This window comes from Streptomyces endophyticus, from assembly GCF_035798155.1.
Classification (GTDB): domain Bacteria; phylum Actinomycetota; class Actinomycetes; order Streptomycetales; family Streptomycetaceae; genus Streptomyces; species Streptomyces endophyticus.
Genome location: NZ_JAOZYC010000149.1, coordinates 62,052 through 75,437 on the forward strand (window position 1 = coordinate 62,052; position 13,386 = coordinate 75,437).

Consider the following 13,386-nt stretch of genomic DNA (forward strand, 5'->3'; position numbering starts at 1 on the left):
CAGGCACAAGGTCTGAGCGTACCTATCTCATACGCTGTGGTCAAAACAAATACCCCGGAGCCAGGACACGCCGGGCGCGCTGCTACGGGTTGCTGGCCCCCGCGACGACGATCGCGACGATGAGCAGGGCCCAGAACGCCACGGAAAGCCACCCGAGCACCAGCCCGCCGACCGCCATCCCGTCACCGGACTCGCCCCGCTCACGGATCTCCTTGCGCGCCATGTGGCCCAGGATCACGGCGGGGATCGCCGAGGCCCCCGCGCTGAAGAACGTGCCCACACCGCACACCAGCGCCCCGATCGCCTTCCCGTTGGTCGGCGGGGGCGGCGGCAGGAACGTCCGGGGCACGCCCATCATCTGCTGCTGCTGGGGCGCCGGCCCCTGCGGCAGATCGGCGACGAGCATGGTCAGCTCCCCCACGGTGCGCGCCTGATACGCCCGCTCGATCCGCCGCTCGTACTCGCTCTGCTGCAGCCGCCCCTCGGCGAAGCCCGCGCGCAGCACGTCGACCGCGCGCTCGCGGTCCGCATGCGCGGCCAGCATGGACGGCTGATGACCCTGCTGGCCCGGCCACGGGACCGGCTGCCAGGACGGATTCGACACGAGACCACTCCCCCGGGACCCGGACATGTTGTGGCGTCCATCATGCGTCAATACGCCGCAGGGCGGCCACCCCGGTTCTACCCGGGGTGACCGCCCTGCGGTTTCAAGCAGCTTCTCGCCTACTGGTTGTACGGACCGTAGTCGTAGTCCTCCAGCGGAACGGCCTGGCCGGAGCCGGTGCCGAACGGCGAGTAGTCGATGTCGTCGTAGCCGACGGCCGAGTACATCGCGGCCTTGGCCTCCTCGGTGGGCTCCACCCGGATGTTGCGGTAGCGGGACAGACCCGTACCGGCCGGGATGAGCTTACCGATGATGACGTTCTCCTTGAGGCCGATGAGGCTGTCGGACTTGGCGTTGATCGCCGCATCCGTCAGGACTCGGGTCGTCTCCTGGAAGGAGGCGGCCGACAGCCAGGATTCCGTCGCCAGCGAGGCCTTGGTGATACCCATCAGCTGCGGACGGCCGGAGGCGGGGTGACCGCCCTCGGTGACCACACGACGGTTCTCGCCCTCGAACTTCGAGCGCTCGACCAGCTCGCCGGGCAGCAGCTCGGCGTCGCCGGACTCGATGATCGTCACGCGGCGCAGCATCTGCCGGATGATGATCTCGATGTGCTTGTCGTGGATCGACACACCCTGCGAGTTGTAGACCTTCTGGACCTCGCCGACCAGGTGGACCTGGACGGCACGCTGGCCCAGAATGCGCAGCACGTCGTGCGGGTTGGTGGCACCCACGGTCAGCTTCTGGCCGACCTCGACGTGGTCGCCCTCGCCCACGAGCAGACGGGCACGCTTGGAGATCGGGAAGGGGATCTCGTCGCTGCCGTCGTCGGGGGTGACGACGAGCTTCTTGGTCTTCTCGGTCTCCTCGATGCGGACACGGCCCGCGGACTCGGAGATCGGGGCGACACCCTTCGGCGTACGAGCCTCGAAGAGCTCGACGACACGGGGCAGACCCTGGGTGATGTCGTCACCAGCCACACCACCGGTGTGGAAGGTACGCATCGTCAGCTGGGTACCGGGCTCACCGATGGACTGGGCGGCGATGATGCCGACCGCCTCACCGATGTCGACCAGCTTGCCGGTGGCCAGCGAGCGGCCGTAGCAGAAGGCACAGGTGCCGACCGCGGACTCACAGGTGAGCACCGAGCGGGTCTTGACGATCTCGACGCCGTGGGCGACGAGGGCGTCGATGAGCACGTCACCCAGGTCGACGTTGGCCGGCGCGATGACCTTGCCGTCGACGACGATGTCCTCGGCGAGCATGCGGGCATACACGCTGGTCTCGACGTCTTCGGTCTTGCGCAGCACGCCGTCGGCGCCACGCTCCGCGATCTGGAGCTTGAGGCCACGGTCGGTGCCGCAGTCCTCCTCGCGAATGATGACGTCCTGCGAGACGTCCACCAGACGACGGGTCAGGTAACCCGAGTCGGCGGTACGCAGGGCGGTGTCCGCCAGACCCTTACGAGCACCGTGAGTCGAGATGAAGTACTCGAGCACCGACAGGCCTTCGCGGAAGGAGGCCTTAATCGGGCGCGGGATCGTCTCGTTCTTGGCGTTCGACACCAGACCACGCATACCCGCGATCTGACGCATCTGCATCATGTTTCCTCGGGCACCCGAGTCAACCATCATGAAGATGGGGTTGGTCTTCGGGAAGTTCGCGTTCATCGCCTCGGAGACCTCATTGGTCGCCTTGGTCCAGATCGCGATGAGCTCCTGAGTGCGCTCTTCCTTCGTGATGAGACCGCGCTCGTACTGCTTCTGGACCTTCTCGTCCTGCGCCTCGTAGCCCGCGACGATTTCCTTCTTCGCCTCGGGAACGACGACGTCGGAGATGGCCACGGTGACACCGGAACGGGTACCCCAGTAGAAGCCGGCCGCCTTCAGGTTGTCGAGCGTCGCCGCCACGATGACCTTGGGGTAGCGCTCCGCGAGGTCGTTGACGATCTCGCCGAGCTGCTTCTTGCCCACCGAGTAGTCGACGAACGGGTAGTCCTCGGGCAGCAGCTCGTTGAAGAGCGCGCGGCCCAGGGTCGTCCGCAGCCGGAAGCTGTCACCCGGCTGGTACTCGGGCTCGCCCTCCTCGACGGGCGGCGGGGTCCAGCCGCGCGGCGGCATGGTGCCCACCGGGAAGCGGATGTCCACGGCCGACTGGAGCGCCAGCTCGCCGGCGTCGAACGCCATGGTCGCCTCGGCCGTGGAGCCGAACGCGCGGCCCTCGCCCTTGACGTCACGGAGCTCACCGTCGGTGGTGAGGAAGAACAGACCGAGGACCATGTCCTGGGTCGGCATCGTCACCGGACGGCCGTCGGCGGGCTTGAGGATGTTGTTCGAGGACAGCATCAGGATGCGGGCCTCGGCCTGCGCCTCCGCGGAGAGCGGCAGGTGCACGGCCATCTGGTCACCGTCGAAGTCCGCGTTGAACGCGGTGCAGACGAGCGGGTGGATCTGAATGGCCTTGCCCTCGACCAGCTGCGGCTCGAAGGCCTGGATGCCGAGGCGGTGCAGCGTCGGCGCACGGTTCAGGAGAACCGGGTGCTCGGCGATGACCTCTTCCAGGACGTCGTACACGACCGTGCGGCCGCGCTCGACCATGCGCTTGGCGCTCTTGATGTTCTGCGCGTGGTTGAGGTCAACCAGGCGCTTCATCACGAACGGCTTGAAGAGCTCCAGAGCCATGGCCTTCGGCAGACCACACTGGTGCAGCTTCAGCTGCGGACCGACGACGATCACGGAACGCGCGGAGTAGTCCACACGCTTACCGAGAAGGTTCTGACGGAAACGACCCTGCTTGCCCTTGAGCATGTCGCTCAGGGACTTCAGCGGGCGGTTACCGGGACCGGTCACCGGGCGACCACGACGACCGTTGTCGAAGAGGGCGTCCACGGCCTCCTGGAGCATGCGCTTCTCGTTGTTCACGATGATCTCGGGAGCACCGAGGTCGAGAAGCCGCTTCAGGCGGTTGTTGCGGTTGATGACGCGGCGGTACAGGTCGTTCAGGTCGGAGGTCGCGAAGCGGCCACCGTCCAGCTGCACCATCGGACGCAGGTCCGGCGGGATGACCGGCACGCAGTCGAGCACCATGCCCTTGGGGCTGTTGCTCGTCTGCAGGAACGCGGAGACGACCTTGAGGCGCTTGAGCGCACGGGTCTTCTTCTGGCCCTTGCCGGTACGGATGATCTCGCGGAGACGCTCGGCCTCCTCCTCGAGGTCGAAGGTCTCGAGACGCTTCTGAAGCGCCGCGGCACCCATCGAGCCGTCGAAGTACGTGCCGAAGCGGTCACGCAGCTCGCGGTAGAGGAGCTCGTCGCCCTCGAGGTCCTGGACCTTGAGGTTCTTGAAGCGCGACCAGACCTCGTCCAGACGGTCGATCTCGCGCTGCGCACGGTCACGCAGCTGCTTCATCTCGCGCTCGGCACCCTCGCGCACCTTGCGGCGCACGTCGGCCTTGGCGCCCTCGGCCTCAAGCTCGGCCAGGTCGGTCTCGAGCTTCTTGGCGCGAGCCTCCAGGTCGGAGTCGCGACGGTTCTCGACCTGCTGACGCTCGACCTGGACATGCGCCTCGAGGGAGGGCAGGTCGCGGGTACGGCGCTCTTCGTCGACGAACGTGATCATGTACGCCGCGAAGTAGATGACCTTCTCGAGGTCCTTCGGGGCGAGGTCGAGCAGGTAGCCAAGGCGTGACGGAACACCCTTGAAGTACCAGATGTGAGTGACAGGAGCGGCCAGCTCGATGTGCCCCATCCGCTCACGACGCACCTTGGCGCGCGTGACCTCCACGCCGCAGCGCTCGCAGATGATGCCCTTGAAGCGGACGCGCTTGTACTTACCGCAGTAGCACTCCCAGTCCCGGGTCGGACCGAAGATCTTCTCGCAGAAGAGCCCGTCCTTTTCCGGCTTGAGCGTGCGGTAGTTGATGGTCTCGGGCTTCTTGACCTCGCCGTGGCTCCACTGACGGATGTCGTCAGCGGTGGCCAGACCGATCCGGAGCTCATCGAAGAAGTTGACGTCGAGCACTATGCGTCAATCCCTCTCAGGGTTGTAAGTCTGTGGTCTGAAACGGGGGTCGAGGGGTCGGCGGGGGCCCGTTTCCGGGCCCCTACCGGACTCCCGTCAGACCTCTTCGACGCTGCTCGGCTCACGCCGGGACAGGTCGATGCCGAGCTCCTCCGCTGCGCGGAAGACGTCCTCGTCGGTGTCACGCATCTCGATGGACATGCCGTCCGAGGACAGCACCTCCACGTTGAGGCACAGGGACTGCATTTCCTTGATGAGCACCTTGAAGGACTCGGGAATGCCGGGCTCGGGGATGTTCTCGCCCTTGACGATGGCCTCGTAGACCTTCACGCGGCCGGTCACGTCGTCGGACTTGATCGTCAGCAGCTCCTGGAGGGCGTAAGCGGCGCCATAAGCCTCAAGCGCCCACACCTCCATCTCACCGAAGCGCTGACCACCGAACTGAGCCTTACCACCCAGCGGCTGCTGGGTGATCATGGAGTACGGACCGGTCGAACGAGCGTGAAGCTTGTCGTCGACCAGGTGGTGCAGCTTGAGGATGTACATGTAGCCGACCGAGATCGGCTCCGGGAACGGCTCGCCGGAGCGGCCGTCGAACAGGTGCGCCTTGCCGGACGGGAGGACCATGCGGTCGCCGTCACGGTTCGGCCGGGCGTTCTCGAGCAGACCCGCGAGCTCGTCCTCACGCGCACCGTCGAAGACCGGGGTCGCGACGTTCGTACGCGGCTCGACCTGGTCGGCACCGATCGACTGCAGGCTCTGGGCCCACTGGTCGCTCAGGCCGGAGACGTCCCAGCCCTGGCTGGCGAGCCAGCCGAGGTGGATCTCCAGGACCTGTCCCGGGTTCATTCGGGACGGCACACCCAGGGGGTTCAGGATGATGTCGACCGGGGTGCCGTCCTCCAGGAACGGCATGTCCTCGATCGGGTTGATCTTCGAGATGACGCCCTTGTTGCCGTGACGGCCGGCGAGCTTGTCACCATCGGTGATCTTGCGCTTCTGGGCCACGTAGACACGAACCAGCTGGTTCACGCCCGGCGGCAGCTCGTCGCCCTCTTCGCGGTCGAAGACGCGGACGCCGATGACCTTGCCGATCTCACCGTGCGGCACCTTCAGCGAGGTGTCGCGCACCTCGCGCGCCTTCTCACCGAAGATCGCGCGGAGCAGGCGCTCCTCCGGCGTCAGCTCGGTCTCACCCTTGGGCGTGACCTTGCCGACGAGGATGTCGCCGGCGACGACCTCGGCACCGATACGGATGATGCCGCGCTCGTCGAGGTCGGCGAGGACCTCCTCGGAGACGTTCGGGATGTCCCGGGTGATCTCCTCCGGGCCGAGCTTGGTGTCACGGGCGTCGACCTCGTGCTCCTCGATGTGGATCGAGGAGAGGACGTCGTCCTGCACGAGGCGCTGCGACAGGATGATCGCGTCCTCGTAGTTGTGACCCTCCCACGGCATGAACGCCACGAGCAGGTTCTTACCGAGGGCCATCTCGCCCTCTTCGGTCGCGGGACCGTCGGCCAGGACCTGGCCGGTGATGATCCGCGCGCCCTCGTCCACGACGACCTTCTGGTTCACAGAAGTGCCCTGGTTCGAGCGGGAGAACTTGTGCAGGCGGTACGTGCTGTACGTGCCGTCGTCGTTGGCGGTGGTGATGTAGTCCGCGGAGACCTCCTGGACCACACCGTCCTTCTCGGCCTTGAGCACGTCGCCGGCGTCGGTGGCGCAGCGGTACTCCATGCCGGTGCCGACGAGCGGCGCCTCGGACTTGATGAGCGGCACGGCCTGACGCATCATGTTCGCGCCCATGAGGGCACGGTTGGCGTCGTCGTGCTCGAGGAACGGAATCATCGCGGTCGCGACCGACACCATCTGGCGCGGCGAGACGTCCATGTAGTCGACGTCCGTGCCGGGCACGTAGTCGACCTCGCCGCCACGACGGCGGACCAGGACGCGGGCCTCGGCGAAGGTGAGCTCTTCAGTCAGCGGCGCGTTGGCCTGCGCGATGACGAAGCGGTCCTCCTCGTCGGCCGTCAGGTAGTCGACGTCGTCGGTGACGACGCCCTCGATGACCTTGCGGTACGGCGTCTCGATGAAGCCGAAGGGGTTGATCCGGCCGTACGAGGCGAGCGAACCGATGAGACCGATGTTGGGACCTTCAGGGGTCTCAATCGGGCACATGCGGCCGTAGTGCGAGGGGTGCACGTCTCGGACCTCGAAGCCCGCCCGCTCACGGGACAGACCACCCGGGCCGAGGGCGTTCAGACGACGCTTGTGCGTCAGCCCCGACAGCGGGTTGTTCTGGTCCATGAACTGGGACAGCTGCGAGGTACCGAAGAACTCCTTGATCGACGCCACGACCGGGCGAATGTTGATCAGGGTCTGCGGCGTGATCGCCTCGACGTCCTGGGTCGTCATGCGCTCACGCACGACGCGCTCCATACGGGCGAGACCCGTACGGACCTGGTTCTGGATCAGCTCGCCGACGTTACGGATACGACGGTTGCCGAAGTGGTCGATGTCGTCGGTCTCGACGACGATCTCCCGGCCCGACTCGCCCACCGTCTCGGTCTCGCCCGCGTGAAGCTTCACGAGGTACTTGATGGAGGCGATGATGTCGTCGGTCGTGAGCACGCCGGCGTCCAGCGGCTCCTCGGCACCGAGCTTCTTGTTCACCTTGTAGCGGCCGACCTTCGCGAGGTCGTAGCGCTTCGGGTTGAAGTAGAGGTTCTCGAGCAGCGTCTGCGCGGCCTCACGCGTGGGCGGCTCGCCCGGACGCAGCTTGCGGTAGATGTCGAGCAGCGCGTCGTCCTGGCCCTGGGTGTGGTCCTTCTCCAGGGTGGCGCGCATGGACTCGTACTGGCCGAACTCCTCGAGGATCTGCTCGGTCGTCCAACCGAGAGCCTTCAGGAGAACGGTGACGGACTGCTTGCGCTTGCGGTCGATGCGCACACCGACCATGTCGCGCTTGTCGATCTCCATCTCCAGCCAGGCACCCCGGGACGGGATGATCTTGGCGGAGAAGATGTCCTTGTCGGACGTCTTGTCGATGGAGGAGTCGAAGTAAACACCCGGCGAGCGGACCAGCTGGGAGACAACGACACGCTCGGTGCCGTTGATGACGAAGGTGCCCTTGTTCGTCATGAGCGGGAAGTCGCCCATGAAGACCGTCTGGGACTTGATCTCGCCGGTCTCGTTGTTGGTGAACTCTGCGGTGACGAAGAGCGGGGCCGCGTACGTGAAGTCGCGGTCCTTGCACTCGTCGATCGAGTTCTTCGGCGGTTCGAAACGGTGGTCGCGGAAAGTCAGCGACATCGACCCGGAGAAGTCCTCGATCGGGGAGATCTCCTCGAAGATCTCCTCCAGACCTGACTTCCTGGGGACGTCCTGACCCGACTCGAGAGCCGCCTCGACCCGACTCTGCCAAGCGGTGTTGCCGAGCAGCCAGTCAAAGCTCTCGGTTTGCAGCGCGAGCAGGTTCGGGACCTCGAGGGGCTCCCTGATCTTTGCAAAGGAGATGCGCAGCGGGGCGGTGCTGGCGCCGTTGTTCGTATTCGCGATCGAGGCGTTGCGCGAGGCGGCCAAGAGGGGGTCCTTCCGAGGGCTCGGACTCACTACGCGCGTACCGGTCCCAAGCCATACACGGGAGAGAGCCCCTGATCTAGCAGTAAGCCAGGTCAGAGCCGGTTCAATCCACGGTGCTGAGGCGAGGGCATGCCCCTGGTGACGGGCAGGGAGCAGCTAACAGGCAGCGCAAAGGGACAGTGTAGCCAGAAGGCCCACTGATGTCCAGTGCGGGTTTTTTGAGACCCTCGTTGTTCTCAACCGTTCACCGTCTGCCGAGTTCCCTGTGCGCTGAGCGCACATCCTTACTGCCCTCTTCGCCGTCGATCCATGCCTCGGATCCGGATCGTTGTGACGACGCGTCCTGAGAATTGCGCGCTGCGTGCTGTTCGTCAAGGCCCCCTCTTGGCCGAACAGGGGTGGCGCCAGGCACAACGAAGATCACCATACTCTGCACGCCCGACAGTGCAAGGCACCCTGGACCTGCGATCCGGACAACGCCGAAGGGCGACCACCCAGTTGGGTGATCGCCCTTCGGTACCTCGGCGTTACAGCTCCCGAGGGAGCAGTTTCACCGAAGAAGAGTCAGTCGACTCGCAAGGTCACTTGACCTCGACGGCCGCACCGGCAGCCTCGAGCTGCTCCTTGGCCTTCGCGGCAGCGTCCTTGGCGACCTTCTCGAGGACCGGCTTCGGGGTGCCGTCGACGAGGTCCTTGGCCTCCTTGAGGCCCAGGGAGGTGAGCTCGCGCACGACCTTGATGACCTGGATCTTCTTGTCGCCGGCGCCGGTGAGGACGACGTCGAACTCGTCCTGCTCCTCGACGGCCTCGGCAGCGGCGCCACCAGCGGCACCGGCCACGACGACCGGGGCGGCAGCGGCAGCCTCGACGTCGAACTTGTCCTCGAAGGCCTTCACGAACTCGGAGAGCTCGATGAGGGTCATCTCCTCGAACTGCGCAAGCAGCTCGTCCTGGGTGAGCTTCGCCATGATGGCGGTCCTTCCACTAAATCGGCAGGTGCCGGGTGTACTGGGTGAGGCGGGCGTATGCCTAGCGGCATTACTGCGTAGACGTTCGGGCCCGCTGCGATCCCTGCCGCCGTCTCAGGCGGCGAGGATCAGAAAGCGAGCCGAGTTACTCGGCACCGCCCTGCTCGTCCTGCTTGGCACGGAGCGCGTCCACGGTGCGGACGAGCTTCGTCGGCAGCGCGTTGAAGACGGAGGCAGCCTGCGACTGCTTCGCCTTGAACGCACCGGCCAGCTTGGACAGCAGAACCTCGCGGGACTCGAGGTCCGCAAGCTTCTTGATCTCGTCGGCGGACAGCACCTTGCCATCAAGGACACCGCCCTTGATGACGAGGTTGGGGTTGTCCTTGGCGAAGTCACGAAGACCCTTCGCCGACACCACCGGGTCACCGGTGACGAAGGCAACTGCCGTCGGACCGTTGAACAGGTCGTCCAGCGTGTTGATCCCGGCCTCGTTGGCCGCGATCTTGGTCAGCGTGTTCTTCACCACGGCGTACTCGGAGTTCTCACCGAGCGAACGGCGCAGCTGCTTGAGCTGGGCCACGGTGAGACCCCGGTACTCGGTCAGCACAGCGGCGTTCGAGCTGCGGAACTTGTCCGTGAGCTCGGCTACCGCGGCAGCCTTGTCGGGCGTCGGCATAGAGCGTCAGCCTCCTTCCGGGTGATGAGGACCGCTCGCAAGGAGGCTGGGAAAACGAAACGCCCCGGCGCAGGCGCACGGGGCGTGAGCTCAACCAGAATCCCCGAAGGGGTTCCAGGAGCACATCCACGGTCACCTGCGCGGGTCGTCCGCAGTTTCAGCGGATCCTTCGGCCACCGAACCCTCTTGCGAGCGCACGGCAACGACCAGCGGTCTTTGGCTTCTTTGGAAGATTACGTGAAAGGGGGCGTGCCGAGCAAATCCGCTCAGACGCCGCTGTCAAGACCGGAGGAACCGGCGCTGCTCCCGGCGCCGGAGGCCCCGCCGAGCTCCTTGAGCATCTGCATCATGTCGAAGGTCTGGCTCGCGGGCGGCACGGAGGCCTTCACCGCGGCGCCGTAGTCGGAGAACTTCTCCGACATCTGGATGGCGCCCTGCGAGCTGTCCATCGTGACGTCGAGCCGGACCGGCAGGTCGTCCTTGTTGATCCACAGCTCGGTGTCGTAGTTCTTGATACCGGCCTTCTTGACGTTCTTGAGCAGCTGGTCGCGCTCGGACTTGCTGAGGACCTTCAGCGAGTCGTTCTTCGCCAGCATCTCGTCGACCGTCAGCTTGCCCTTGTAGTGCTCCGTCTCGGCACCGTCCACCGTGGCCGAGCCGAGGTGCTTCAGGTTCGGAGAGTCCAGCAGGACGGCGATCTGCTGGGCCGGGTCCTGGTTCATGCTGTCCAGGCTGCCGGTCATCTGGCTCGCCATCTTCTCGTCGCCGGACTTCTTCGCCATCGCGGCGAGGTCCATCTTCATCCAGCGCTTGCCGTCCATGGACTTGGCGGCATTGGCGCCCATGTCCATGTACATCACGTTGTCCTGCATGAGCATGCGGATGTTCTTGGGCGCGTCAGGGCCGCCGGCCGAGAACGCGGAGCCCGACATCGTCATATCCATGACGGTCGGGTCCCAGCCCATGGTGCCGGACATCTTCATGTCGCCGCCGCCCTGGGCCGCCGTCGGCATCTTCATGGTCATGTCGACCTTGGCTGACTTGGCCGCGGAGGTCTTCTTGTACGCGGCCGTGACGGCCTGCGCGACCGACTGGGACCCCGTCCCGGAGGCCTTCTTCTCGCCGCCCTTGTCGTCCCCGCCACCACAGGCGGCGACGGCCGAACACAGCAGCGCGGTGGTGGCGGCGGCGCCGACCACACGTCGTACGGAAACAGTCATCTTGAATCCCACCCCTTGGTGCGTCTTGATCTGCCCGCACGATAGCGGACGCCTCGGACAGACCGCCCACAGCTTCATCCGGCGCCCGTGACGTCCCCGAAGTCGACGGTGTCCCGTGCGGCGGGCCGTTCGGCCGCGGCCGGGGCGCCGTAGTCGCGGTAGTGGACGGTCCCCGTGAAGTCGCCCACGTGCTGCGTGCGCCGCACCAGGAGATGCCGGGCATCGAGCCATACGTCGATGTGCCGGCTGCCGGAGGTCCCCCGGTAATGAGTGGCCCGCGTGCCGCGCACGGTCTCCCGCCCCACCTTGTGGACGTCCTCGGCCCCGCTGAGGGCCTTGAGCGTGTCGGCCGGGGTGAGGTCGCTGCGGGTGTCGTACGGGCGGCGGATCCAGTGCCGGCCGTCCTTGAGCTTGGCGAACCGGTCGCTCATGCGCGTGTACTGGGCGTCCGGAAGGAAGCACGTCTGGGACGGGTCGCCACCCAACGCGCGCGTGGAGGCGGCCAGTTCGCCGCCCGTGATCCGCACGGTCAGGGTGCCCTCCACGCCGTCCGACCAGTCGAGCGCGCCCGTGCTGCGCGAGGTCAGTCGCTTGCCGGTGGCCATCGTCGCGTCGACGCGCGCCGAGCCCGCCGCGACGACCTTCTGCCGGGCCGCGCGCAGCACCTCGCGCGCCTCGTCGGCCCCGTGCTCCTGTGTCCCGGCGCAGGCGGTCAGCAGGATGCCCACGGCGGCCAGAGTCACCACGCGCGCGTACCGCAGCATCCACTCCCCCAGTCGGTCACCGCGAAACTAGCGCAGCCACGGCACCGTACGGACCGGAAAAGCGGAACGGGCCCCGCACCTCGAAAGGTGCGGGGCCCGTAGCCGACTTCAGCGAGCCTTGAGGGCTCAGACCGCGGCCGGGTCCTCCTCGACGAGGAGGTTCCGGGTGCGGTTGGAGTCGAGCTGAATGCCGGGGCCCATCGTGGTGCTGATGGCGGCACGCTTGATGTAGCGACCCTTGGCGGCGGACGGCTTCAGACGAAGGATCTCGTCCAGGGCCGCGCCGTAGTTCTCCACCAGCTTGGCGTCGTCGAAGGACACCTTGCCGATGATGAAGTGCAGGTTCGCGTGCTTGTCGACGCGGAACTCGATCTTGCCGCCCTTGATCTCGTTCACGGCCTTGACCACGTCCGGGGTCACGGTGCCGGTCTTCGGGTTCGGCATGAGGCCACGCGGACCGAGCACGCGGCCGAGGCGGCCGACCTTGCCCATGAGGTCCGGGGTGGCGACAACGGCGTCGAACTCGTTCAGGCGGTCGCCCTTGGCGATCTCGGCGATGAGCTCGTCGGAGCCGACGATGTCGGCGCCCGCGGCTTCCGCGGCCGCAGCACGGTCACCGGTCGCGAAGACCAGGACCCGGGCGGTCTTACCGGTGCCGTGCGGCAGGTTCACGGTGCCACGGACCATCTGGTCGGCCTTGCGAGGGTCAACGCCCAGGCGGAAGGCGACCTCGACGGTGCCGTCGAACTTCGACGTGGAGGTCTCCTTGGCGAGACGGACGGCCTCGAGCGGGGCGTAGAGCTTGGCCCCGTCGATCTTGGCGTCCGCAGCGCGGAGAGACTTGCTGCGCTTGCTCACTTGCTTCTCCTGAGTTCTAGAGGAGTCGTGGTGCGGACCGAGCAGGTCCTGCCACGGATGGATCTACGAGGTGGAGGTCAGCCCTCGACCGTGACGCCCATGGAGCGGGCGGTGCCGGCGATGATCTTGGACGCGGCGTCCAGGTCATTGGCGTTGAGGTCGGGCATCTTGGTGGTGGCGATCTCGCGGACCTGCGCCTCGGTGATCTTGGCGACCTTGGTCTTGTGCGGCTCGCCAGAGCCCTTCTCGACACCAGCGGCCTTGAGGATCATCTTCGCGGCCGGCGGGGTCTTGGTGATGAAGGTGAAGGAACGGTCCTCGTAGACCGTGATCTCCACCGGGATGACCCAACCGCGCTGCGACTCGGTCGCGGCGTTGTAGGCCTTGCAGAACTCCATGATGTTCACGCCGTGCTGGCCCAGCGCGGGACCGACAGGCGGGGCCGGGTTGGCGGCGCCGGCCTGGATCTGGAGCTTGATAAGCCCCGTGACCTTCTTCTTCTTGGGAGGCATGTGCTCTCTCTCCGGGTCTTAGTGAGAGTGTTCAGCCACCATCCTGATCGATGATCGTCCAGATCATCCGGATGGAGGCATACCGCACAACGATAACGGGTATCCATGCGCGGCTAAAAACCGAGCAGGTCAGACGTGCTTTGCAGCCCGTCTGACCTGTTCGGAAGCGTGTGCCCAGAAGGC

General features: G+C 66.1%; 9 protein-coding genes. All 9 read right to left on the bottom strand.

What is annotated here, in order from left to right; translation table 11 throughout:
- Nucleotides 1-82: 82 nt before the first annotated feature.
- Nucleotides 83-604 carry a DUF1707 and DUF4190 domain-containing protein gene (locus tag OKJ99_RS29225; protein ID WP_326020870.1) on the bottom strand — a complete coding sequence of 174 codons (522 nt, stop codon included), beginning with the start codon at nt 602-604 and terminating at the stop codon, nt 83-85.
- Between the two features lie 119 nt (nt 605-723).
- Nucleotides 724-4,623, bottom strand: a complete 3,900-nt coding sequence (locus tag OKJ99_RS29230) for a DNA-directed RNA polymerase subunit beta' (RefSeq protein ID WP_266713056.1) — start codon at nt 4,621-4,623, stop codon at nt 724-726.
- A gap of 96 nt (nt 4,624-4,719) precedes the next feature.
- A complete protein-coding gene (gene rpoB / locus OKJ99_RS29235; protein ID WP_326020872.1) occupies nt 4,720-8,205 on the bottom strand; it encodes a DNA-directed RNA polymerase subunit beta in 3,486 nt (1,161 codons plus the stop codon).
- Nucleotides 8,206-8,786: 581 nt separating this feature from the next.
- Nucleotides 8,787-9,173, bottom strand: a complete 387-nt coding sequence (gene rplL / locus OKJ99_RS29240) for a 50S ribosomal protein L7/L12 (protein WP_326020874.1) — start codon at nt 9,171-9,173, stop codon at nt 8,787-8,789.
- 145 nt (nt 9,174-9,318) lie between these two features.
- On the bottom strand, nt 9,319-9,849 hold the full coding sequence (rplJ, locus tag OKJ99_RS29245; protein ID WP_326020876.1) for a 50S ribosomal protein L10: 531 nt from the start codon (nt 9,847-9,849) through the stop codon (nt 9,319-9,321).
- Between the two features lie 266 nt (nt 9,850-10,115).
- Nucleotides 10,116-11,069 carry a hypothetical protein gene (locus OKJ99_RS29250; protein WP_326020878.1) on the bottom strand — a complete coding sequence of 318 codons (954 nt, stop codon included), beginning with the start codon at nt 11,067-11,069 and terminating at the stop codon, nt 10,116-10,118.
- Between the two features lie 74 nt (nt 11,070-11,143).
- A complete protein-coding gene (locus OKJ99_RS29255) occupies nt 11,144-11,833 on the bottom strand; it encodes a LolA-like protein (protein WP_326020880.1) in 690 nt (229 codons plus the stop codon).
- A gap of 126 nt (nt 11,834-11,959) precedes the next feature.
- Entirely contained in the window at nt 11,960-12,691 is a 732-nt protein-coding gene (gene rplA / locus OKJ99_RS29260; protein ID WP_326020881.1) for a 50S ribosomal protein L1, read from the bottom strand.
- 77 nt (nt 12,692-12,768) lie between these two features.
- Complete coding sequence (rplK, locus tag OKJ99_RS29265; protein WP_040252631.1) at nt 12,769-13,203, bottom strand: 50S ribosomal protein L11; 435 nt, start codon at nt 13,201-13,203, stop codon at nt 12,769-12,771.
- Nucleotides 13,204-13,386: the final 183 nt, after the last annotated feature.

Coding starts and splice junctions, on each gene's coding strand:
- OKJ99_RS29250 (WP_326020878.1), bottom strand. CDS start 11,069: ATGACTGTTTCCGTACGACGTGTGGTCGGCGCCGCCGCCACCACCGCG.
- rplK (WP_040252631.1), bottom strand. CDS start 13,203: ATGCCTCCCAAGAAGAAGAAGGTCACGGGGCTTATCAAGCTCCAGATC.
- rplL (WP_326020874.1), bottom strand. CDS start 9,173: ATGGCGAAGCTCACCCAGGACGAGCTGCTTGCGCAGTTCGAGGAGATG.
- OKJ99_RS29255 (WP_326020880.1), bottom strand. CDS start 11,833: ATGCTGCGGTACGCGCGCGTGGTGACTCTGGCCGCCGTGGGCATCCTG.
- rplJ (WP_326020876.1), bottom strand. CDS start 9,849: ATGCCGACGCCCGACAAGGCTGCCGCGGTAGCCGAGCTCACGGACAAG.